Source organism: Pedobacter sp. L105 (assembly GCF_009765875.1).
In the GTDB taxonomy this organism is placed as follows: domain Bacteria; phylum Bacteroidota; class Bacteroidia; order Sphingobacteriales; family Sphingobacteriaceae; genus Pedobacter.
Genome location: NZ_LMUP01000006.1, coordinates 255,860 through 281,196, shown reverse-complemented (window position 1 = coordinate 281,196; position 25,337 = coordinate 255,860). Strand labels below are relative to the sequence as shown.

General features: G+C 38.7%; 17 protein-coding genes. 12 read left to right on the top strand and 5 right to left on the bottom strand.

The window, feature by feature from the left end:
• The first annotated feature begins 185 nt into the window (after positions 1-185).
• Genes GSQ84_RS13380 through GSQ84_RS13370 form a run of 3 tightly spaced genes read left to right on the top strand, consistent with a single transcriptional unit; the run spans position 186 to position 2,580 of the window.
• Entirely contained in the window at positions 186-920 is a 735-nt protein-coding gene (locus GSQ84_RS13380) for an ABC transporter permease (protein ID WP_158797776.1), read from the top strand.
• On the top strand, positions 917-1,669 hold the full coding sequence (locus tag GSQ84_RS13375; protein ID WP_158797775.1) for an ABC transporter ATP-binding protein: 753 nt from the start codon (positions 917-919) through the stop codon (positions 1,667-1,669). The genes GSQ84_RS13380 and GSQ84_RS13375 overlap by 4 nt, the downstream gene beginning before the upstream one ends.
• 23 nt (positions 1,670-1,692) lie before the next feature.
• On the top strand, positions 1,693-2,580 hold the full coding sequence (locus GSQ84_RS13370) for a class I SAM-dependent methyltransferase (protein WP_158797774.1): 888 nt from the start codon (positions 1,693-1,695) through the stop codon (positions 2,578-2,580).
• Positions 2,581-2,598: 18 nt separating this feature from the next.
• Here the strand turns inward: GSQ84_RS13370 and GSQ84_RS13365 are convergent, their stop codons facing one another.
• A complete protein-coding gene (locus GSQ84_RS13365) occupies positions 2,599-3,711 on the bottom strand; it encodes an HmuY family protein (protein ID WP_158797773.1) in 1,113 nt (370 codons plus the stop codon).
• 285 nt (positions 3,712-3,996) lie between these two features.
• On the opposite strand from GSQ84_RS13365, the gene GSQ84_RS13360 reads away from it, so the two are divergent.
• The 4 genes from GSQ84_RS13360 (at position 3,997) to GSQ84_RS13345 (ending at position 6,825) form a co-directional block, all read left to right on the top strand.
• Complete coding sequence (locus GSQ84_RS13360; protein ID WP_158797772.1) at positions 3,997-5,046, top strand: hypothetical protein; 1,050 nt, start codon at positions 3,997-3,999, stop codon at positions 5,044-5,046.
• Between the two features lie 273 nt (positions 5,047-5,319).
• Positions 5,320-5,802: a hypothetical protein gene (locus GSQ84_RS13355; protein ID WP_158797771.1), complete on the top strand. Its 483-nt coding sequence runs from the start codon at positions 5,320-5,322 to the stop codon at positions 5,800-5,802.
• Positions 5,792-6,187, top strand: coding sequence for a hypothetical protein (locus GSQ84_RS13350; RefSeq protein ID WP_158797770.1), 396 nt, complete (start codon positions 5,792-5,794; stop codon positions 6,185-6,187). Before GSQ84_RS13355 ends, GSQ84_RS13350 begins: the two co-directional genes overlap by 11 nt.
• 50 nt (positions 6,188-6,237) lie before the next feature.
• The gene (locus GSQ84_RS13345; RefSeq protein WP_158797769.1) at positions 6,238-6,825 is read left to right on the top strand and encodes a HupE/UreJ family protein; all 588 of its coding nucleotides are present in this window, start codon (positions 6,238-6,240) and stop codon (positions 6,823-6,825) included.
• A 209-nt stretch (positions 6,826-7,034) separates the two neighbouring features.
• Here GSQ84_RS13345 and GSQ84_RS13340 read toward each other — a convergent pair whose 3' ends face one another.
• Positions 7,035-10,073 (bottom strand): DNA gyrase/topoisomerase IV subunit A, encoded by a 3,039-nt coding sequence (locus GSQ84_RS13340; RefSeq protein ID WP_158797768.1) that lies wholly within the window; start codon positions 10,071-10,073, stop codon positions 7,035-7,037.
• 82 nt (positions 10,074-10,155) lie between these two features.
• Positions 10,156-10,671 (bottom strand): cytidine deaminase, encoded by a 516-nt coding sequence (locus GSQ84_RS13335; RefSeq protein WP_158797767.1) that lies wholly within the window; start codon positions 10,669-10,671, stop codon positions 10,156-10,158.
• Between the two features lie 499 nt (positions 10,672-11,170).
• On the opposite strand from GSQ84_RS13335, the gene GSQ84_RS13330 reads away from it, so the two are divergent.
• The 3 genes from GSQ84_RS13330 to GSQ84_RS13320 are packed head-to-tail and all read left to right on the top strand — an operon-like array spanning position 11,171 to position 19,456.
• Positions 11,171-16,159 (top strand): translocation/assembly module TamB, encoded by a 4,989-nt coding sequence (locus GSQ84_RS13330; RefSeq protein WP_158797766.1) that lies wholly within the window; start codon positions 11,171-11,173, stop codon positions 16,157-16,159.
• Complete coding sequence (locus tag GSQ84_RS13325; RefSeq protein WP_158797765.1) at positions 16,143-18,428, top strand: BamA/TamA family outer membrane protein; 2,286 nt, start codon at positions 16,143-16,145, stop codon at positions 18,426-18,428. Before GSQ84_RS13330 ends, GSQ84_RS13325 begins: the two co-directional genes overlap by 17 nt.
• 8 nt (positions 18,429-18,436) lie before the next feature.
• The gene (locus tag GSQ84_RS13320; protein ID WP_158797764.1) at positions 18,437-19,456 is read left to right on the top strand and encodes a YihY/virulence factor BrkB family protein; all 1,020 of its coding nucleotides are present in this window, start codon (positions 18,437-18,439) and stop codon (positions 19,454-19,456) included.
• Here the strand turns inward: GSQ84_RS13320 and GSQ84_RS13315 are convergent.
• Both GSQ84_RS13315 and GSQ84_RS13310 read right to left on the bottom strand, forming a co-directional pair.
• On the bottom strand, positions 19,453-21,366 hold the full coding sequence (locus tag GSQ84_RS13315; protein ID WP_158797763.1) for a DNA topoisomerase IV subunit B: 1,914 nt from the start codon (positions 21,364-21,366) through the stop codon (positions 19,453-19,455). The genes GSQ84_RS13320 and GSQ84_RS13315 overlap by 4 nt on opposite strands.
• Before the next feature lie 117 nt (positions 21,367-21,483).
• Entirely contained in the window at positions 21,484-22,233 is a 750-nt protein-coding gene (locus GSQ84_RS13310; protein ID WP_158797762.1) for a hypothetical protein, read from the bottom strand.
• 340 nt (positions 22,234-22,573) lie between these two features.
• On the opposite strand from GSQ84_RS13310, the gene GSQ84_RS13305 reads away from it, so the two are divergent.
• Positions 22,574-23,932, top strand: coding sequence for an APC family permease (locus tag GSQ84_RS13305; RefSeq protein ID WP_158797761.1), 1,359 nt, complete (start codon positions 22,574-22,576; stop codon positions 23,930-23,932).
• On the top strand, positions 23,922-25,256 hold the full coding sequence (locus GSQ84_RS13300; RefSeq protein ID WP_158797760.1) for an MFS transporter: 1,335 nt from the start codon (positions 23,922-23,924) through the stop codon (positions 25,254-25,256). The genes GSQ84_RS13305 and GSQ84_RS13300 overlap by 11 nt, the downstream gene beginning before the upstream one ends.
• The last annotated feature ends 81 nt before the right edge of the window (positions 25,257-25,337 follow it).

Below are 25,337 nucleotides of genomic sequence, written 5' to 3'. Positions count from 1 at the left end.
TTTTGGGATAATTTTCAGCGGCTGAACATACATAAATATGAATAAAGTCACTCAAAATTTACAGGACAAAAATCCTGTTTCCTTCTAAATGGCAGAATATTTTTAATAAATAAAGAAAGGCACAACAATTTTTATTGTTTCTTTGTATTATTAAGGTATTGATACATTAGCTAATTTCTCACTGAATGAATTTCACCAATTTTGGTAAGTACCTGTTGCTGTTAAAAGCAGTTTTCAGAAAGCCCGAAAAAATTAAAATATATATGAAGGCCATCTTTCAGCAGATGGATTTTATCGGAGTTGGCTCTCTTGGGTTAATTGCCATTATTTCTACCTTTATTGGCGCAGTAATGACCTTACAGATCGCCTTCCAGCTGGTTAGTGATTTCATCCCTAAAACTATTATCGGTTCTGTAAATCGCGACTCCAGTATCCTTGAACTGAGCCCAACCATTACAGCTATTGTACTGGCTGGTAAAATCGGCTCTGCTATATCTTCAGAGATCGGTACCATGAGGGTGAGTGAACAGATTGATGCCCTTGAGATTATGGGGATCAATTCTCCGGGTTACCTGATCCTGCCTAAACTAATTGCAGGTATTACTATGGTTCCCGTACTGGTAATCTGCTCAATGTTTTTAAGCATCACAGGAGGTTTCCTGGGCGGTACTTTATCCGGAGCCGTTTCTCCTGCTGAATATATTCAGGGTATTACTACTGATTTTAATCCCTATACTATTACCGTAGCCCTGGTTAAAGCTTTTGTGTTTGGCTTTATCATTACTACTGTTCCTGCTTACGAAGGTTTTTACGTTAAAGGTGGCGCACTGGAAGTTGCACAGGCCAGTACAAGGGCTGTAGTAATAGCTTGTATCAGCATCCTTGCCTGTGATTACATTATAACCCAGTTATTACTATGATCGAGATTAAAGATATCGAAAAGGCTTTCGGATCAAACATTGTACTTAAAGGTATATCCGCTAAATTTGAAGAGGGTGTAACCAATCTGATCATCGGCGGCTCGGGCTCAGGAAAAACTACCCTGCTCAAATGTATGGTGGGTTTGCAAATACCTGAAAAAGGAAGTGTACTGTACGATGGAAGAGAGTTCCTGGAAATGAATTTTGATGAACGCATTGAGGTACGTAAAGAAATAGGTATGCTTTTTCAAGGTTCTGCCCTGTTTGATTCAATGACTGTGGAAGATAATATCATGTTTCCTTTGAACATGTTTACCGACCAGTCGCATGAAGAGAAACTGGATCGTGCTAATTTTTGTCTGAAACGGGTAAACCTGGAAGGTAAGAATAAACTCTTCCCTACAGAACTTTCCGGAGGGATGAAAAAACGTGTGGGTATTGCCAGGGCGATAGCCATGAATCCGAAATATCTTTTTTGTGATGAACCCAACTCCGGTCTCGACCCAAAAACATCTATTGTCATTGATGAACTGATCAAAGAGATCACGGAAGAGTATAAAACGACTACCATCGTGGTTACCCACGATATGAACTCTGTAATGGGAATTGGTGATTATATCCTCTTTTTACATGAAGGCAAGAAGTTCTGGGAAGGTTCTAATAAGGAAATTGCCCATACAGATATTGAAGAATTGAATGATTTCGTTTTTGCCAGCCGCTTTATGAAAGCTGCCAGGAAAAACTTTTAATAAATTAGTACAACCCCCATTTTATGATAAGCCTATTAACGCCCACACACTGGAAAGATTATGAGTTGATTGACTGTGGCGATTTTGAAAAACTGGAACGCTTTGGTAACCTGATTTTATCGAGACCAGAGCCCCAGGCCGTATGGAAAAAAACGCTTCCTGAACAGGAATGGAAGAAAATGACGCATATCCGCTTTAAAGGACGTTCTGCAAATTCCGGAGAATGGATCAAATCATCAGCACATTTACCAGATCGCTGGAATGTGGAGTATAAAAATGATGATGTGAAGATCAGCCTGCGCTTAGGCTTAACTTCTTTTAAACATGTTGGCGTTTTCCCTGAGCAGGCAGTAAACTGGGATTATATATCTTCTTCGATCAAAAAATTTAAAACACCGAAACCTAAGGTACTTAACCTTTTTGCTTATACCGGTGCTGCATCACTGATCGCTCAGGCATCAGGCGCAGATACTACCCATGTGGATTCGATTAAACAGGTAGTGAACTGGGCAAACGAGAACCAGGAGCTTTCCGGATTGAAAGATGTAAGGTGGGTAGTTGAGGATGCGCTAAAGTTTGTAAAGCGCGAATTGAAACGTGGTAAGAAATATAATGGTATTATTTTAGATCCTCCTGCATTTGGACATGGCCCGAATGGTGAGAAATGGAAACTGGAAGACCATATTCAGGAAATGATGCAGGATGTGGTACAGTTACTGGATGAGGAAGAACATTTCCTGATTCTGAATACTTATTCATTAGGGTTCTCTTCTGTAATTGTAGAGAACCTGATTAAAACTTCTTTTCCACAGGTACAAAACCTGGAAACAGGAGAACTTTATTTGCAGGCTACTTCTGGGATAAAATTGCCTTTAGGGGTATTTGGTAAGTTTAATACGTTCGCTTCTTAAGAAGCGAACGTATTAAACTTACCTTACTGGATGAATAACCGTGATATGATTTAAGAGTGTATATTCAATAATTGGTTTACCACGTGACCCTCCCCCAGCAAAACTCACTTTATATATGTTCCCTGTCTTATCCTTAATCATATAAAAATAATTATTATTAATATTTATATAAGAAGGACTGTTTGGAACAATGGCTCTCCAGTTTGTCCCTATTATATCTCTCGTGCCTAAAAACGTAACTCCTGCAGTATCCTGTAATTTACAATTTGCATAACTAAGTGTTGAAGTAGCATTAACCTGTGCTGCTGTAACCCCGCCCATAAAGTTAATCATCATAAAATCGGTGGTGCCGATTGGCTTCGTATTATCAGCAGGGTTTAAGTATGTTGTTGTTGTATATTCCAAATCCCAATATGCAGATCCTGGTTCAACAGTAACCGTTGAACTTGAAAAAGATATATAATTAAAATTATAAGAAGCATTCTTAACTACCTGAACAGTATTAGAGACCGGATCTGATAACGCTCCATATTCAACATTATATCCATTCGTTATTGCGGTAACTTTTATCTTCATCCACTTACGCTTACCTAAATTTGTCATCGTCCCGCGATTCAAAATGTAAACTTCACCAAGTTTAATTACTGTTCCACTTAAATAGGTAGTACTATTACCAACTACCGGATCAACAGCAGTTAAAGGTGCAGAAGTCAGCCCATCAGAATTATTTAGTAGTAAAGTAGCAATATTAGTAGGACTACGAGTTGAATCTTGATCAACAGTAAGACTATTGTCTAACCAATCCGTTTTACCAGCATCTATAACAGTAGCTCCAGTAGAATGATTAATAATGACCTTATTATCAGCACCAGAATATAAACCTAAATCCCAGGCAGTTCTCAAAACTGTAGTTTGTGTATTTGTACTCAAATGTAAGAATACACTATTATATGCACTATCCCCTCTCTCTGTATTATAAACCCCTAATAAAGTAGTTGTATCTCCAACAGAAGCGGCAACATCGTTAAAATGATACGAATCTTTCGAACAGCCTAAAAAAGAAAAGCATAGATAACATAAAACAGCTCCTACAACATACTTACCTATATTTCTCATTTGTTTTTCATTCATTATTGTCCTTTAACAAGGTAATACAACTTTCTAAAGCCTTTCAACATGTTCAGTTAATTAGTGCTAATCTCTGAAACGTTTAGCAGAACGCCTTATTATCTGTAAAGATAATACTCCTGTACATGAATTATACAAAAATTCAATTCCTGAATCATAGATTGACTGATAAAAACGATAAATAAAATTTTATTACTTCGAAGAATCTTATACTTGTACAAAGATTTGTCTGCTGAATGTGTAGTTTTGCAGAACATTAAATCTACGTTCAAACATTTATCCTAACCTATGAAAATACCTCAACTAGCAGGAACACTATTAATTGCATTTACTTCCATCGCCTTATTTGCAGATTGTTCATCCAACGCAAAAAAAAGCGACTCAAAAACAAAAACAATAGCAAGTGCATCCGGTGATTCCACTACAGTTGCTCCTGTTGATACTACCCGCAAACCTTTAGATACCGCAAAATATAATGCCGGAATGAAAAAACTGGCCAATGGTGATACTACGGGGAGATGGCCGGTAAAAAAACAGCCTTATCCATTAGCTGGTGCTATTCTTCCTTTTTATCGTGTGGTTGTTTATTACGGAAACTTACACTCTAAAAAAATGGGTGCCCTTGGAGAATATCCTCCAAAAGAAATGTGGGCACGCTTAAATGTTGAAGTAAAGAAATGGGAAAAGGTAGACCCAACTACCCCTGTTAAAGCTGGTGTACATTATATTGCTGCTGTAGCAAGCGGAACACCGGGAAAAGACGGAAAATATATCAACAGAATGCCCGATAAACAAATCGACTCTGTGATCAAGATTGCAAAAATGCACAACGGTATTGTATTCTTAGATCTTCAGGTAGCCTTAAGTACCATCAGGGCTGAATTGCCAAGAATAGAAAAATACCTGATCATGCCTAACGTGAATTTAGGTATCGACCCTGAGTTCTCTATGAAAAACGGAGCAAGGCCTGGTACCAAGATCGGAACTTACGATGCTGATGATATCAACTACTGCTCGCAATACCTGGTTAACCTGGTTAAGAAATACAACCTGCCTCCAAAAATCTTCACTGTCCACCGTTTCACTAAAAAAATGGTAACGAATTACCAGAACATCAAATTACATCCAGAAGTACAATTAGTGATGCACATGGACGGATGGGGTGAGCCGGATCTTAAAATTGGTACTTATCGTTACTTTATACAAAATGAACCTGTTCAGTTTACCGGTTTCAAACTGTTCTACAAAAATGATATTAAAAAAGCTCCTCACCGTATGATGACACCTGAAGAGTTGATGAAATTAAAACCTGCCCCGATCTACATACAATATCAATAGTATAAATATAAATGGCTAAAGCCAACGAGAAGCCGCTTCATTTCGATGAGCGGCTTCTTTCGTTTACAGGGATTTACCATCAGGACTCTTTGATTGGTAAAAAGAAATTAAAAACTTCATATCGAACAACCGATTAAAAATCTTTAAACGGTTGAATTTATATTTTAAATTAATAATTTATTTGGATTTATATTTTTAAATACTATATTTGTTTTATAATTAATTAAAAACAACATTAAAGCCGTCTTAGTATTAACCCAAATATTAAACAATATGAACGTTTTAAACAGAGCAATAGATTCAGAAAATTGGGAAGAGACCTTGAAAGATTCCTGGTTCTCCCTTTCAGAAGTGGAAAAATTTATAGACGAAAGTTATAAGAGCGGTTATGACGCTAAGGATGAAGAAACAAAATCTAAATTAAGAGTAATCTTCGATATGAATATATTACAGACTAACCAGATCACTGAGAAACTATTGGCATATTTAAAAGAACTAAATATCCAGCCAATAGCTGCTTACTTAAAAATAGACAATATATACAGCTATAGCATTATTGTCACAGTTGGCCTTGAGGATTATATCTCCAGCCAATTGCTAAAAGCATATGATTGGGTTAATCATACAGAAAAAGAAACCAGAACTAAAAATTACACTATTGATTTGAGTTTTATGCATGGAGATGAACATCTGGATCTCGAATGCTTAAATTCTGATGGTTATAAATTCAAAAGTAAAATGCTACATGTACAATAAAAAACTTCATGGACTTCATAACAGCAAGGCTTGTGAATTGCTCATCCAATCAGGCGATGGAGAATTTAACGATTGGGTAGTTACTACGGCCTTTTATTCTGCTCTTCATCTTGTTCACCATCACCTTTTTCCACTACTGGTATTCAGAAGGATGTACAAAACTTTTGATTCTTATTATAACAATCAATATCCAGAGCAGGAATTGCCAAAGCATACGGTCACTAAAGATCTGGTATTTGAATATTTATTTGTCATCTCTTCTAAATACAATTGGCTGTTCAAAGAATGTTATAATGCAAGGTATAGAAGTTATCATATAGATGGAGCTGTTGCCAAAACAGCTAAAGGATACTTAGAGGAAATCAAAAGCCTGACTATTGAGTAATATTTGTCTGGCGATTGGGCTAATCCATAAAAATTAAATAATTTAGCCCGATGCAGGATTTCTCCTTATACTTTGAACTGGGCTGGCAACATATATTGAACTGGAGGGGATATGACCACATTCTCTTCGTAATGGTCTTATGCGGCACTTATATGTTAGCAGATTGGCGAAGGGTCTTGGTACTCGTTACTGCGTTTACAATCGGTCACAGCATCACCCTTGCATTAAGCGTATTAAAGATCATTCACATTAAAACCGATCTCGTTGAATTTCTCATCCCGGTCACCATCCTGATCACTGCAGCATCAAACATCCTCGCCGGAAAATCAAGACCCCGGAATATCAACTTCAAATACCTGCTGGCTTTATTCTTCGGATTGATCCATGGATTAGGCTTTTCCAACTACCTGAATGCCTTACTGGGCAAGAGCAAAAGCATTGTAGCGCAACTTTTCGCTTTCAACATAGGCCTGGAATTTGGCCAGGTAATCATTGTCCTGGTAACACTGTTGATCTCCTTTATACTGATCAACCTTTTTAAAGTCAAAAAATGGGATTGGACTTTCTTTTTGTCTTCCGCAATCTTCGGAATTTCACTAGTGATGGCTGCCGAAAGATGGCCTAATTTATTTAGCTAAAACACATAAAAAAACCCCCATCTTAAAGACAGAGGTTAAAATTTTAATGGTCCTTATTAATGTTACTATGTTGATAACGGGTTAGTAAAATTGTCAGGGCAACTGAAGCTAATACGATTGCGATCATGATGATTTATATTTGGTTAGGAGATCTAATATATAGCTTTTTATATACTATTCATACTATTCCAAAAAATAATTAAAAATAATTAAAACAATCCGAGCTGTCCTTTGTCATCTATGTCCACATCATCAGGATTAGTGATTTCCAGCTTAATATCCTGACTAGTTTTCGTCTCTTTTGTTACCTTGCTTTTTGCATCATCAGCCTTCTTTTGCTTAGCAGGCTTTTCAGCTTTGTCAACAGTTTTTCCACCGATAACATCCTTTTCTTTTTTAGCAGGCGTTACTTCTTCCTCCGGAACTTCAGCAGGCAAATCATCTGCTGCAGGCTCTTCAACAGGGTTACCAGGTATTACTTCCTCTTCCACTACTTCAAGTTCCTCTTCTAAAGGTTCAGGTTGATCTGCTGAAACATCAGATTCTTCCTGAAAGGACTCTTCTTCTCCCTCTTCATCAAATGAAGTTAATGAATCATCCTTACTGGAAACTTCTGGCTCAAACACATCACTTTCTTCTTCGTCGGCCAGTTCAGCCTCACTGGTTACTTCACCGTCGATATTTTCTACAGCCTCATCATCCTGGACAATTTCATCCTCTTTTGAAGGCTCCTCTGGCCCGGATTCAATCTCTTCATGGTTGCTAATTGTAACCTGTTTCACGTCATGCTGACTCAACCTGTTACCATTTGCTTTGATACCTTTCAGATCTATAAACTCAGCCAATAAAATTGCTATTGTTTCCGGGATCTGTGTTTTACCTTTTAAAATATCTACGGTTAAAGTGGCTGCCGGGTTACTGGTTAGATAAAGAAATTTAGAACCTGTTTCCTCACTGATCAGGCTTTGTTTTTTACCTACCGCAATAGGTTCAAAAACAAACCGCTTCACAAAATAATTCTTGGCTTTTCCTTCAAACTGAACTACAGCAAAAGGTTTCTCCGGATCAAACTTCTGTATCAGCAGCAGATCAGCATCAAAGTGATTGCTCAATTCAAAAGAACTCAGCTCGTACCAGCCATCTTTATGTACCTGCAGGATCTTATCGTCTCCATCAAACTCACCCAAGTACTTGCCCCTGCCATCAACATTCAGGCGTCTCAGCAAATCGTCATACCAGATTTTCAATCCTGATAAAGTAGATATCCCTTTGCTTTTCAGCAGAATCTTTTTCACCGGGTATTTGGAAACGATATTTCCTTGCGAAGCACGGCCTTTAATAGCGATATCAGCAAAGTCTACATCAAACTGCAATTTCTTCAGTTTGGTATGGGGCTTTAACATGATCGTAATGATTTCAGCTTCTCCATTAGGATTTGGCGTGAAATACAATATTTTAGAACCTTTACTGCCTTTGGTCAGGTCATATTCCTTATCTCGCGTAACGCCCATTACAGCAAAACGTTTGATATAAGAAACGCCGCTTGCGCCATCTTTATAGATCAGATTATAAATTGTACGCTCATCATTCTTTTTGAATACGTGTGCGTAAATGATTCCCTTACCTACAAAGGTTTTATCAGCGACCTTAGTGATGATACACTTACCATCTTCCCTGAAAACGATAATCTCGTCCAGATCAGAACAGTCGGCAACAAACTCATCTTTTTTTAATCCTGTACCGATAAAACCATCTTCACGGTTCAGGTACAACTTAACATTGGCCAGTGCAACTTTAGAAGCCTCCACCCTATCGAACAGGCGGATCTCTGTTTTACGTTCCCTGCCTTTGCCATATTTATCTTTTAACCGCTGATACCAGGCAATTGCATAATCTGTCAAGTGTTTTAAGTGATTTTTCACCACTTTGATTTCATCCGACAATGCTTTCATCTGATCGTCCGCTTTTTTAACGTCAAAGCGGGTGATGCTGCTCATTGGTTTATCGATCAGCTTTTTGAAATCTTCAGGTAAAATATCCCGGTATAATTGTTCCCTGAAAGGGGCAAATAATTTATTCAATACACCTACTACCATATCAAAATTATTTGAATTTTCGTAGTCGGCATTCTTATACATTCCTTCCTGTATAAAGATCTTCAGTAAAGAACTAAAAAAGATCTTCTCCTGAAGTTCATGCAGTTTAATCTCCAATTCCTGTTTCAGCAGATCTTTGGTATTTTGCGTATTCTCGGTAAGAATAGCATTTACACTTAAAAACTGTGGTTTATCATCTTTAATAATACAGGTATTGGGAGAAATAGAAACTTCGCAGGATGTAAAAGCATATAAGGCATCTATCGTTACATCAGGTGAAATCCCAGGTGCAAGCTGGATCACAATCTCTACGTTAGCCGCAGTATTGTCTTCGATCTTTTTGATCTTGATCTTTCCTTTATCATTTGCCGAAAGAATACTGTCGATCACCGATCCTGTAGTCGTGCTGTAAGGGATTTCGGTAATCACCAGGGTTTTCTTGTCCTTCTCTGTGATCTTTGCACGCACACGAACTTTTCCGCCGCGCATACCTTCATTATAAGCAGAGAAATCTGCCATTCCACCGGTAAAAAAATCGGGAAGGATATTCGGCCTGCCACCCTGTAAAATATCTATCGAAGCATCAAGCAGTTCGATAAAATTATGCGGCATTACTTTAGTGGCCAAACCTACTGCAATACCTTCTGCACCCTGTGCCAGCAGCAAAGGGAATTTAACAGGTAAAGTAAGTGGTTCGTTGTTACGTCCATCATAACTTAACTGCCAGATGGTAGTATCCGAGTTGAACACTACTTCATTTGCAAATTTAGATAAGCGGGCTTCTATATAACGGGGTGCAGCAGCACTATCGCCGGTTACCGGATCTCCCCAGTTTCCCTGGCAATCAATCAGCAGGTCTTTCTGCCCAATCTGTACCATTGCATCCCCAATCGAAGCATCACCATGGGGGTGGTACTTCATGGTATTTCCAATAACGTTGGCCGCTTTATTAAAACGTCCGTCGTCCATTTCCTTCAGCGAATGCATGATCCTCCGCTGTACAGGTTTTAAACCATCATTAATATGGGGCACCGCCCGGTCTAAAATTACATAAGAAGCATAATCGAGGAACCAGTTTTCGTAAAGTCCGTTGATAGGGATTACGGTATGTTTTGTCTCTTCGTTTATATTATTATCTAATTCGTCGCTCATTAAAAAAGGGATTGGGTGCCGTAAAGATAATGCATCCGCTTATATTTCGGGAATACAAATTGCTAACAATTTTAGAAATTCCCTATAATTGTTTTAAACGTACCGGATCAGCCAGTAGCCTGTCTTCTACAAAACCAAAAGGCAACAAATTGCGCATTCCTTTTATTTTTAAGATCTGACCGTCAAGACAATAAAATATAACCGTCAGCTCTTTATTTTGCTTACGCTCAAATTCTGACATCACCTGCAAACAGGCACCGCAGCAGGTAATGGGCTGTTCAATTTTAAAATTAGGAGTATGTGCGGTGATCACTATACTTGCTATAATTGCATCAGGATGTGTGGCGCCAACAGTAAATAAGGCAACGCGCTCTGCACAGAGTCCGGAAGGGTAAGCCATGTTTTCCTGGTTACTGCCTGTTATAATTTTTCCATCACTTAAAAGAACGGCAGCCGCTACCTTAAAATTAGAATAAGGAGAATAGGAAGTACTTAGCGCCTCTTCTGCCTTCAAACATAAAGACTGGTCCTCAGCAGATAATTCCTGCAGATGATCATATGCTTCGTAAGAAATGGAAAAACTTAATTTATTTATCATGTAATAGCTAATTAGGGAAGCCAATCAGCCGATTTATCAACTGAGGGATATAAATATACTATAATATTATCATTTATTACATGACTAATGGCGACTTTCACTACTGATTCAACGATTTTACTGGTATAGCTATGCGCTTCGAGTTTGCTGCTAGTTTAAGAGCAGATTAAACTAATTCTGAACCGGCCTTGCTATAGTATTGGGAAGGCATTTCTATAACCAGGGGCTATAGCAACCCCTACTCAATGCCTACCCAATGCTTACTCAATCCCTTTGCAAAACAAAACTAATCCTGGAAGAAACTATCAAAAACCATCAGCGTAAATCATCTGATCAGAATAACCTCAAAAGCAAAAAATATAACCACACACACAAAAATATTTTAAACTTTAAATTCTCTAAACAAACTATAAAGTATATTGTAATGTATCTCAGATAATACCTATGGCATGGTTTTGGTGATTGTCTAAATAATGTAAATCTCTCAAATCATCCTCCATTGAATAAATACATACGCATCAGTTTAAAAGTAGTTTTATGGGTAATCGCCAGCGTGATCATGCTGGTTGTGCTCATTGCTGTCGCTTTAAACATACCTTCTGTTCAGAACTCTGTTAAAGACAAAGCAATCAACTACCTGAAAAATAAAACCCACACAGAAGTTAGTCTGGAAAGCATAAAAATTGCCTTACCTAAAGATGTGGTACTGAATAAGTTTTACATGGCTGATAAAAAAGGAGACACTTTATTATACGCTGAAAAACTAGCCGTTGACATCAGCCTTCTCAAACTGATCCACAAAAAAGTGGAGATCAATAATATTGAAATGGATAAGATCAGGGCTAATGTAACCCGGATCAATCCGGATACCACTTTTAACTTCTCCTTCCTTCTGGATGCTTTTATGTCTGAACAAAAAAAGCCTGATACAGAAGTAGATAAAGACACTACATCTACCATGAAGTTCTCTATCAATAAGGTCAGCCTAAAGGATATCGGTATCGTTTACCGTGATGATGTAGCCGGCAATGATGTAAGTATAAGGTTAGGAGAATTTGAAACCAATATCAAAGATTTTGATATGGACCACCAGCATTATGTGATTAAAAATCTGTCCTTAAAAAACACCACCTTAAAATATTTACAACAGAAGCCGCTTAATCAATTGGTTGCACAGGTACAAAAAAGCATTGACTCTACCAAAACAGTAACAGGGGCACTTCCTACTGTAGAGGTGCAGGATATTGCTTTCAACAATGTGAAGCTCAATTACGACGATATGATCGCAGACACACATGCAGATCTGAACTTGAATGAATTAACGCTGACCAAATTATTTGCCGACCTCAATAAAAGCAATTATAAACTGGATGAAGCCACACTGAATAAATCAAATATTTTGTTTGCTTTTAAACCTGCGGCACAAGTTAAAACGTCAAAAACAACAGATACCGTCCTGGCCAAAGCGTCTGCAATGGCGGTATTGGTTAACCAGTTAAACCTGGCTGATAACACGATACAATTTGATAATCTTGCGGTAAAACCTACAGCCAAAGGAATGGACTTTAACCACCTTAAAATCAAAAGTCTTGGTTTAGGTGCTGAAAATCTTTCTTATAGTGCCGCCGGTATTAAGGTAAATGTCAAAAGCGGCACGCTAAAAGAAAAAAGCGGATTTGAGTTATCCAAATTGCAGGGAGATGTGGTCTATAATGACAAACAGATTAAACTCAGCAATTTTATCTTTAAAACGCCCAATACCAAAATAGAGAACAACACGGAACTGAATTTCACTTCCATGGATGATCTGACCAAACATCCTGAAAGAGTAAAGCTTGCCCTGCAAGTCAAAAACTCTACACTGGGTTTGAAAGACGGAACTTATTTCAGTGATGCTATCCCCGCTAACTACAGGAACGAAAAGATCAGGGTAACCGCAAAAGTTAATGGTTATATGAATAATCTTTCCATCCCCCAGTTACAGATTAATGGCTTAAAAAGTACCCATATTGATGTCACCGGAACAGTGAAAGGTTTACCTGACGTGAATAAAACCTTCCTCGACCTGAATATCAAACAGTTCTCTTTGACAAAAAGCGATTTACTCGTAGTTATTCCTAAAAAGACTTTACCAACCAATATCGAACTACCTAATAAGATTGTTGCCAACGGAAAATTCAAAGGCTCCATGACCAATTTTAACACAGGTTTTAATATCAACACCGATATGGGATCTGCAAAACTAATGGCCACTATGAAGGGACCTAAGGGCAAAGAAAGTTATACCGCAAACCTCAGCCTCAATAACTTTAACGTTGGCCGCTTATTAAAGATGCAGAAAACGCTGGGCAGGATCACCGTTAAAGCGAATGTAACAGGTACCGGATTGGATGCAAAAACTGCTGCTGCCAAATTAAACGGACAACTAATAAGTGCTTCTTATAATAAATATACTTACAAAAACTTATTGCTAAGCGGAACATATTCCCAAAAGAAACTGAATATCAAGAGTGAAATGGTCGATAGTAACCTGAACTTCAGCTTAACTGCTTTTGTAAACATGGCCGGAAAGTATCCTGCAGTCAAAGCAGATCTTAATCTGAAACAGGTGGATCTTCAGAAATTAAACTTTAGCACGACAGGATTTAAAGTAGCGGGGCTGGTAAAAGCAGATATTAAAACTGCCGACCCCAATTACCTGAACGGAGACGTAAGCATCAGGAGCCTGCAGGTAGTAAAAGAAGGTCAGAAGTTTAACTTAGACACCATTGATGTTCATTCTGAAGCCACGGCAGATCATAACCTGCTTACCCTCAAATCAGAATTGATGAGTGCCCGTATTGATGGTAAATACCAGCTCACCAATATCAGTGGAGCCATCATCAATCAGATCAACAAGTATTACGCTTTCGGACAGGTAACCACCGTTCCCGATCAGCGTTTCAGGTTCTCTTTAAATATTTATAATCCTAAGTTCATTCAGAATATCGTGCCTCAGTTAACCACTTTCGCTCCTTCACAAATGAGCGGCCTGATTGATACAAAAAAAGATAGCCTGGTGATGAATGCCTGGTTTCCGCAGATTGTATATGGCGATTACCGGGTAGATAGCACCAGATTAACGGTTAACAATGCTGATAAGCGGCTATTCTATAAGTTATTGGTTAAACACGTTGGCAGTCCTTCCTTAAGTTTATTCAGCCCTGAAGTAAGTGGGATTGTAGCTAACAATAAATTAGGAATAGATATTATTTTAAGAGATAGTAAGCTAAATGACAGATATGTATTAGGAGGTTCCTTTCAATCTATCAACAAAGACTATAGGTTTAGCTTCGACCCTACCAGGATATTACTGGATTATCAGCGATGGGCTGTTTCCCCGCAAAACTATATCCAGTTTGGGGCTTCGGGTATACTGGCCAATCAGTTTAACCTGAGCCAGGGAACACAGTTATTGAGTGTGAATAGCGTGAATGCAACCCCTAATTCTCCAATAAAAGTAGAATTTAAAGATTTCAGAATAGAAACATTGGCCAAATTTGCAGAGCAGGATTCAGCTATGGCAGGTGGGCTGATCAATGGTACAGTAGATGTAAAAGATCTTACGGCCAGCCCTAAATTTACGGCTAACCTGACCGTTGAAAAACTGCGTTATCAGAAAGATCAGCTGGGCACACTTCGCATTGCAGTAAATAACAATACACCAAATGCTTTTGAAACCAATATAGCCTTAACAGGTGTACATGAAGTACGTTTGGACGGATTCTATTATACCAATACGGAAAACGCGCTGGATTTCAATTTAAACATAGATAAGATTGATTTAAAATCATTGGAGAGTGTTTCCATGGGACAGATAAAAAATGGATCAGGCACTATTACCGCACAGATGACCATTAAAGGATCAACCAGTGCACCGAAAGTTCTGGGAGATGTTAAATTTAACCAGGCAGCATTTACAGCAACCTATGTGGGATCTTATTTCAGAATGCCAAATGAAACGATCAGCTTTACCGATCAGGGTATCAATTTTAACAATTTCACCGTCATCGATTCTTTAAATAAACAGGCCACCATTAATGGGGGAATCCTGACCACTGATTTCCAGAATTTCAAATTTAATATGGATATCAAGACAGATAATTTCCGTGCTATTCATTCTACCGCTGCCGATAACGATATGATCTATGGAACAGTATTCCTAAGTAGTAATATCAAGGTTAGAGGTGACATGAACCAGCCTAACGTAACCATGAACGTCAAGGTGGAGAAAGGAACTAAATTCTTCTTTGCCCTGCCGGCTGATGACCCAACAGTAATTAACCAAAAAGGTATTGTGGAGTTTATTGATGCCGACGCAGCGCCTTATAATGGACAAAAAGCACTTAAGCAAGATGTCGTAAAAAAATCTCCGATCAAAGGAATTAACCTGACGGCTAAAGTGGAGATCGATTCTGCCGCTGAGATGAACGTGATTGTTGACCCTGCCAATGGCGATGCGCTGAAGGTTAGAGGTTATGCAGACCTGACGGCTACCATGGACCCAAGCGGAAGAACAAGTTTAACAGGCCGTTATCAAATATCTGATGGTTCCTATAATTTAACTATCAGTGCTATAGGTAAAAAGACTTTCAAACTGGTGAATGGAAGTACTATCGTATGGACAGGAGATCCGATGTCTGCCAATGTAGATTTAACTGCTTTATATGAAGTTAAAGCTGCGCCGATCGATTTGTTAAACGAAGCGGATAATATTGAAGCCAAGACTAAACTGCCGTTCCAGGTTTACCTGATGATGAAAGGCGAATTATTAAAGCCAACAATATCTTTCCGTCTGGATCTTCCGGAAGCAGATCGCGATGCTTTAAGCGGAACGGTTTACACCAAGGTACTGAACGTGAACCGGGACGAAGCGGAACTAAACAAACAGGTTTTTGCTTTACTGGCCCTGAATAGATTTATCGCTGATAATCCATTCCAAAGTTTAGTAGGTGGTGGTGGTGGCGCCTCTACCCTGGCGAGATCAAGTGTGAGTAATTTGTTAACAGAACAATTAAACAATCTTGCATCAGATCTCATCAAGGGTGTGGATATCAATTTCGGCGTGAACAGTTCAGAAGATTATTCAACTGGTTCACTACAGCAAAAAACAGATTTGGAGGTCGGCTTATCCAAAAAACTATTGAATGACAGGCTTACGGTTACCGTTGGTAGCTCATTTGGTTTGGAAGGCCCGCAGCCTGCAGGACAGAGCTCTACTAATATTGCAGGCGACGTAAATATACAATATGCCCTCTCTGCTGATGGAAGGTACCGCCTGCGTGCTTACCGACGTAACCAAACTGATGAAGTAATCGAGGGACAAGTAATTGAAACAGGCCTTGGCTTTGCCCTTGTGGTAGACTATAATAAATTCAGGGAAATCCTTCACAGAAAAAAGAATAAAGTAAAAAAAGAACAGAAACCAAAGGATGAAAAGACTAATTAACCTCAGCTTATTTGTATTTATATGTTTAATATGGGCTGCCTGCAGCAATACTAAATATTTAAAACCTGGTCAGAAATTGTACACAGGTGCTGAGGTATTGATTAATCCCGACTCTTCAGTTAGAATAGAAAATCAAAAGGATGTTAAAAGCACGCTGGAAACTAAAACACGTCCCAGGCCTAATAAATCCATCCTTGGTTTAAGACCCAAACTATACATTTATAATCTGGCCGGTGAACCCAAAAAACCTAAAGGCATCCGTCATTGGATTAGAACTAAAGTAGGCGAACCTCCTGTATTGCTAAGCCAGGTAAAAATTAAATACAATGATGATGTACTCACCAGTTACCTGATCAGCCAGGGATATTTACAATCTAAGGTAATCGGGGATTCTTTAATTAAAAATAAGACCGCCAAAGTAGTTTATAAAGCAAATACAGGGATAAGATATAAGATCAGTAAGATCACCTTTCCTAAAGACACTGGCGCACTCACCAAGATCATCAATGACAATAAAGACAAATCTCTATTGAAAGTGGGTAACTTCTATAATCTGGATGTATTTATCAATGAAAGGGTACGTATAGATAACGACCTTAAGGAAAAGGGTTATTTCTATTTTAATCCTGATTATATCCTTTTACAGGTAGATAGCACCATTGGAAAAAACCTGGTCAATGTTACAGTAAAGATAAAAGACATTGCGCCTGATGCCGCGTTAAAACCTTATACAATAAAAGATATCAATGTCTATCCTGCCTATTCTTTAAGAAGAGATAGTACGCTGAGAAAATTAACTCCTTTGGAATATCATGATTTTAGAATCTATGATGATAGAAAAACATTTAAACCCCGTTTATTTGACAGATTGATCTTCTTTAAAAAAGATGAAACTTATAACCGTGCAGATCATAGTTTAACGCTAAACCGATTGGTTAACATCAATGCCTTTCAAGACATTAGAGCCGAGTTTCTTCCTCTGGACAGTTTTAAAAATGATCAGCTGGACCTGAATATTTACCTTACACCCCTTAAGAAAAACTCACTCACCTTTAGTGTTACAGGAACCAGTAAATCGAACAACTTTGTAGGATCAGAAGTAAAGGTTACACAAACAACCAGGAACTTGTTTCATGGTGCAGAGCAACTGGATGTGAGTGCAAGTGGTGGTTTTGAAACTCAGGTGAGCGGACAGGCACAGAACTTAAATTCTTATTCTTTCACTACACAGGCCAAGTTAACTTTCCCGCAGTTCATTGTACCTTTTTATAAACCATCCAGTACAACTGCATTTATTCCAAAAACAGTAACCTCTCTTTCCTATCAATTGGTAGACAGAGGCTCATTGTATGCTTTAAGTTCATTTACCGGAGAATATGGCTATAACTGGAAAGAGAATATTCACAAGGAACATACTTTTAACCCTATTTCAATAACCTACGTTAAGCCTGATGTAAATCAGATCAAACAAGATAGTTTATTCAGGGCTATTCCTGGTTTGAGAAATTCCCTGCAAAAACAATTCATCATTGGTAGTAACTACACCTTTACATATACCAACCAAATGGAAGACTACCGTAGAAATAATATTTATTTCAATGGAAATGTGCAGACTGGCGGTAATTTATGGGGTTTATTTGTATCCAAAGATGCGAATGGCGATAAAAGTCTTTTAAGTACTCCACTCACGCAATTTGTAAGATTAGAAGCAGATTTTAGAGATTATTATAAGATTACACGAAATACGATCTGGGCCAACAGGATTGACCTGGGTTACGGATATGCCTATGGAAACAGTACTTCTCTTCCATTTGTAAGACAGTTTTTCGCCGGCGGAAGTAATGATATCCGTGCATTTGCTGCAAGATCATTAGGTCCCGGAACATATCGCGATACTTCATCAATTGCAGACGAAAGTGGTGACATCAAGATCATGCTCAATACAGAGCTTCGCTTCAAAATTGTCAGCATTCTCTACGGTGCGGTGTTTGCCGATGCTGGTAATATTTGGTTAAGGAAAGAAGATCCGCTTAGACCGGGTTCTGGTTTTGAATTTAATAAGGCACTCAGCCAGATGGCCGTAGGTACTGGCGCGGGTTTAAGGGTCGACGCTAAAATTTTCGTAATCCGTTTGGATGTAGCCTTCCCGATCAGGGAACCTTACCAGCCTGAAGGACAAAGATGGGTGATTGACAAGATCGACTTTGGCAGTTCCAGCTGGAGAAGTAACAATTTAGTTTATAACATAGGGATTGGATATCCATTTTAATCAGCAGCATGAAATCAGTAGCATTACATAAAATCAAGCATTTCTTTATTGCACTTTACCATCTGTTTGTAGCAGCCGGAAAAGGCTTTATAGAAGATAGGATTATGAAATTAAGTGCGGCATTAGCTTACTATACCATATTTGCTTTAACCCCCTTGATCATCATTATCATATCAGCTGCGAGTATATTTTTCGGCAATAAGATCAATCCGGGTACGGAACTTTTTTCCCAGATCAGCGATATGGTTGGCACTGATGCAGCCAAACAATTACAGGGTTTTGTGCAGAATGCCAACTTAAGCGGAAAAAGTACTTTTGGTTTAATTATTGGTGTAGTCACGCTAATCGTTGGTGCGACAGCCATTTTTATTGAGATACAGGACAGTATCAACATGATCTGGAAAGTAAAGGCTATTCCCAAACAAGGATGGGTAAAAATGATTACCAATAGGCTCTTATCTTTTTCACTAATCGTTTCTATGGGATTTCTCTTACTGGTTTCGCTGGTGATTAACAGTGTAGTGATCAGCTTGGGCTCTAAGCTTGGCTATATCATTACCCACACCAAAGTAGGTCATATGATCCCCTTAGCGAGTACCACGACTACCCTATTGATTTATGTGCTGAACAATGCCATTACTATAGCTGCCGTTACCTCAGTATTCACGATCATATTTAAAGTATTACCTGATGTTAACCTGAGATGGAAATCGGCATTGATGGGGTCATTATTTACGGCATTGCTATTTATCCTTGGAAAATACCTGATAGGGATCTATATAGAAAAAGGTAACCCGGCTTCCGCATTTGGTGCAGCCAGTTCTATCATTGTGATCCTGTTATGGATCTACTACACCTCTATTATCTTATATTTTGGTGCAGAATTTACACAGGCCTATGCCGAGAAATATGATGGGGGAATACGGCCGAGCAAGTATGCCGTACATACACAAATCACTGTGGTGGAAGAGAAAGTAGACATACTGCCTCCCCAGCATCCGGAACAAACAAAAGCTGAACCGGCTTAAGCCGATTCAGCGATTTCTACAATATCTTCAGAAACTGCAGCCGTGGCTGCATCTGCGTCAGCAGAGATCAGTTCTTCTATCGTATCCTTTTCTATCCTTAAATTACGGATAATATGCTGTTGCCTGTCGGGAGTATTTTTACCCATATAATATTCAAGCAGGTTTTTAATGGTCTGGTCTTTTAGAATTACCGGATCGAGGCGGATATCTTTTCCGATAAACAATCCAAATTCGTCAGGAGAAATCTCTCCCAGCCCTTTAAATCGGGTGATCTCAGGTTTGCTGCCCAATTTAGCAATAGCAGCCCTGCGTTCCTCATCACTGTAACAATAGATGGTTTCCTTTTTATTACGTACCCTGAATAAAGGTGTCTGTAAAATATATACGTGCCCGGCCCTTACCAGATCAGGAAAGAACTGCAGGAAGAAAGTCATCATTAGCAATCTGATGTGCATTCCATCTACATCCGCATCGGTAGCAATTACAATATTGTTATAATGCAATCCATCCAATCCATCCTCAATATTCAGCGCATGCTGCAATAAATTAAATTCCTCATTTTCATAAACCACCTTCTTGGTCAGCTCATAACAGTTCAAAGGTTTACCTTTTAAACTAAATACAGCCTGGCAATCTACATCTCTTGATTTGGTAATAGAACCTGATGCAGAATCTCCCTCAGTGATAAACAAAGTAGTTTCATATCGTTTATCGTGTGTAGTATTAAAATGTACTTTACAGTCCCTCAGTTTCTTATTGTGCAGGGATGCTTTTTTAGCGCGGTCATTAGCCAGTTTTTTAATCCCGGCAATGTCTTTACGTTCACGTTCCGATTGTAAAATACGTTTCAATAATGCATCAGCTACATCGGTATGTTTATGCAGGTAATCATCCAGTTCTTTCTTTACGAAATCGTTAATGAAAGTTCTTACAGATGGCCCTTCAGGTCCCATATTCTGTGAACCCAGCTTAGTCTTGGTCTGTGACTCAAATACCGGCTCCTGCACACGTACCGAAATGGCCGCTATAATCGAAGCCCGGATATCCGAAGCTTCATATTCTTTTTTATAGAACTCACGAATAGTTTTCACCACTGCTTCCCTGAAAGAAGCCTGATGGGTACCACCCTGGGTAGTATGCTGGCCATTCACAAAAGAATGGTAATCTTCTCCATACTGCTGCCCGTGGGTCATTGCAATCTCGATATCATTTCCCTTCAGGTGAATGATAGGGTAACGAATATTTTCTACATCGGCTACTTTATGCAGCAGATCATATAATCCTCGTTCAGAAAGATATTTCTGGTTATTAAAGTTTATAGTTAAACCCGTGTTCAGGAATACATAATTCCAGATCATGCTTTCAGCAAAGTCAGGAATATAATGGTAGTTTCTGAAAATGCTTTCATCCGGATAAAATGTAATGGCTGTTCCGTTACGTTGTGTAGTATCGATAATAGGATGATCCAAAACAATCTCTCCTCTTGAAAATTCTACCTTTTTAGTTTTTCCATCACGATATGACTGTACCACAAAATTAGTAGATAATGCGTTTACCGCTTTTGTACCTACCCCATTCAATCCTACGGATTTCTGAAAGGCATTACTATCGTATTTACCACCGGTATTGATCTTGGATACACAGTCAATCACTTTTCCTAACGGAATACCGCGTCCGTAATCACGTACATTCACTTTAGAATCAGAAACAGTAATATCAATAGTACGTCCGGCACCCATAACAAACTCATCAATAGAGTTGTCCATGATTTCTTTCAGCAGTACATAGATCCCGTCATCCTGTGCAGAGCCATCGCCCAATTTCCCGATGTACATTCCGGGACGTAACCTGATGTGTTCTTTCCAGTCGAGTGACCGTATACTGTCATCGTTATAAATAGGTTCTGCCATAATTCTTAGTAATATCACAAATTTAGCTAAATATGTGTGTTTTTCGCGATAGAATTATCAACAATTAAACAACGAGGACAGACAGTCTGTGTTCAGCAAAATGAACTTATTTAGCAACTATATCGCAGTTGCTAAATAAGAATGTAAAACCAGGTCACTCTTTTTATTGGCCTGATCAACCTTTAACTCTACGTTGATCATTCTGTCTTCTATTTTGAATAATCTGTTATTAATTGATTCTACATGGAGTCTGGTAGCATGTAAATCTAATCTTATGGCCGAGATATCATTTTTAATACAGTCCAATTTACCAACAAATACCTTTTCAAGGTGACGTATATGCCCTTTCACTCCCGATATATCTTTTTTAACAGACTCAACCTCGTCCTTAAGAGAGATAATGTCTTTCTTTACAGATATCATGTCATTCTTTAGTCCCTCAACATCTTTCTTTAGACCCTCAACATCATTTTTCAAAGATGCAACATCTTTCTTTAGTCCCTCAACATCTTTCTTTAGACCCTCAACATCATTTTTCAAAGATACAACATCTTTCTTTAGTCCCTCAACATCTTTCTTTAGACCCTCAACATCATTTTTCAAAGATGCAACATCTTTCTTTAATCCCTCAACATCGTTCTTCAAAGACGCAACATCATTCTTTAAGCACTCAACATCGTTTTTCAAAGATGCAACATCGTTCTTTACTAATACCATGTCATTCTTTAGACTCTCAACATCGTTTTTCAAAGAAGCAACATCATTCTTTACAGATACCATGTCGTTCTTTAGACTCTCAATATCTTTTTTAATGGGTTCCAGTTTAACATCTAATAGTTCCCCAATACTTTCAAGTGTAACATTCATAACCTTAGTTTTACTAGTTTAAATTATCTCTGTCGATAGCAGCGTTTCAACCACCTGCCACAACACAAAGATAGCCATTAAAACCATAAATTATCTTAAAACAAAACTTATTTTATTTAAAATCATATTTTAAAAGAGAATAAAAAACTTGAAAACTATTAAAGAAATTTACGATACCAGATAATAAGAAAAAGTGATATTATTGAATCACTAAAACGACATTGGCGATGCCTCTGATTGTCACTAATATCACAAAAATAGTTAAATACCCTTCTTTATTGCGATCCTGTTTTCAACAAATATACATTTTGACTACCTTACTGAAATATTACTGAAATGCATGCAGTCTAAAAAACAGCTCTCTCTTTTTGACCTATCTATGATCGTTGTTAGCCTGGTGATCGGCATGGGCATCTTTCGTACTCCGGTCAATGTTGCTGCTAAGGCCCAAATCCCCGAACTCTTCTTTTTAGCCTGGATTATTGGCGGTGTAGTTGCTTATTGTGGCGCATTAATCTACGCAGAAATCGGCTCCCGATTCCCCGTAACCGGCGGATATTACAAAATCTTCTCCGCCTGTTATCATCCTTCCATCGCTTTTGCCATCAATGGTATCGTGGTACTCACCAATGCAGGATCTATGGCGGGAGTCACCCTGATCGGATCTGAATACCTGAGCAGCGTTATTTTTCCACCAGCAATGCAAACAGATCTTTCCCGTTTGCTGATAGCCGGTATAACGGTTCTGATCTTTTATGGCATTAACCTGCTCGGCTTAAGAGCCAGTTCGAAAACGCAAAACGTACTGACCATTATCAAAATCACCTTAATACTAACGCTAATCTGTGCCATATTCTTTGGAGGCCACGCTTCTGCACAAACGCCTGTGTTTAAAACAGCTTCCGGAAGCCTTCCTACATGGGCAGATTATGGAAAAGCACTTGGATTATGCCTGATTGCCATTACCTTTTCTTTTGCAGGATATACGCAAACCATTAACCTGGGCGGCGAAGTGAAGGATGCAAAAAAGATTATCCCCAAAGGGATAAAACTAGGTCTGTTCATCATCATTACCCTTTATCTGCTGATCAATTATGCGTATGTTAAAGTGATAGGCTTTGAACAGCTCAAAACTGCCCAGAGTATTGCATCTATATTAGCGGGAAAAATATTTGGCCCCGCCGGTTACACGGTCCTCTCGGCAGTAATCTTTCTCTCCGTACTGGGTTATGTCAATGTAAACCTGCTCAGTAACCCCAGGGCAATGTATGCCATGGGCGAAGAAAAAGCATTACCCGCTGTATTTGCCAGGAAAAATAAAAAAACCGATGTGATGGTAGTGAGCCTTACTACTTTTACAGCATTGGTGCTCATTACCCTGTTCTTCGCACAGACCTTCGACAAAATATTGAATTATACGATCATTCTGGAATGTATCGGAACAGCAAGTTCTGCTGCAACTATCTTCATCCTTCGGAAAACCACCGCTCATATTGATAAAAATAGTATTTACACCGTAAAATGGTATCCTTTGATCCCGATCCTGTTTATCTCCTTCTTCCTTTTTGTAGGTGCCAGTATCTATCAGGAAGATCCAACCGCAGCACTAAACGGCTTGTATATTTTTGCTGCATTTATCCTGATTTATTTTATTTCAACGTTATTCAACAAAAAAGAAACAATAGCCGATGCCAGTTAAAGAATTGCCGTTAAGAAAGGAGATTGCTTATGCCGCAGGGATGATGGGATGGAGTATCATGACCAACACCATTATTGTAATGCTTCCCTATTTTTATTTGCCGCCCAACAACTCTGGCTTAACTCCTCTTGTCCCGCAATTACTTGTCTTTGGGGCATTTAATATTCTTTCCCTAATAGCGGCATCAGGAAGGTTGTTCGATGCTTTTTATGATCCCTTTATTGCTTCGATAAGTGACGCCAGTGAAAATCCCAATGGAAGAAGGATTCCAATTATGCGGTATGCGATTATTCCCGCGGTTATCTTTTGCGGACTGATCTTTCATCCCCTCAAACATTCAGAATCAACGGCCAATGCATGGTGGCTTACCTTTATGCTGATCGGTTTTTTCATGTCAGTAACTACCTATATTATTCCTTATAATGCACTGCTGGCCGAAATGGCCCATACTACAGAAAAAAAAGTAAAATTATCTACTTTCCAGCAGGTAGGTTTTGTAATGGGAATGATCCTCTCTGCGCTCACCAATAATTTCGCAGACCTCATCCAGCGCAATTTTCATATCCTTAACCGAATGGAAGCGCTTCAGGATGCCATTTATGGATTAGCTATTTTTTCCGGATTTGTAATGATCATGCCTATACTGTTTATCCGTGAGAAGGATTACAGCGAAGGGAAACCAACGCATATTGCACTACTGCCCGCTATCCGAAATACCTTCAGGAATACAAACTTTAAATATTACCTGATCTCAGATTTTTCTTATTACACCGCATTAAGCATTATCTCCAGCGGACTGCTTTACTTTGTTACTGTCCTGCTCCATCTTCCCGAATCCAACGGGGGTATGTTTATGGGAATCATGGTGGTACTTTCCTTGTTTTTTTATCCTTTTATCAATTACGGGGCAAAACGTTTTGGACGGAAACCACTGGTTTTAGCCGCCTTTGCGGTACTGAGCCTCATCTTTGTAACCATTTATTTCCTGGGGCACCTTCCCTTTACGCCTATCATGCAAATGTTTATCCTGGTGGTTTGCGCTTCTTTTCCGCTTGCCGCACTGGGTATATTGCCCAATGCTATATTGGCCGATATTGCCCAAAATGACACCCTGGAAACGGGAGAAAACCACGAAGGGATGTTCTTTGCAGTTAAATATTTATTTGTAAAACTAGGCCAAACAGTAGGTATTGCTGTATTTGCCATGCTTACTATTTATGGAAAAGATCCTGGGAATGACTTCGGGCTGCGTTTGAACGGCGTTGTTGGTTTCGTACTCTGTATACTGGCATTGCTGTTCTTCAGCCGTTTTAAAGAAGAATAATTTTACAGAACTTATGTGTATATTTGTAGCGAAACGTAATTGTTTGTACAAAATACAATCCGTTAAACTAAACACCTGCTG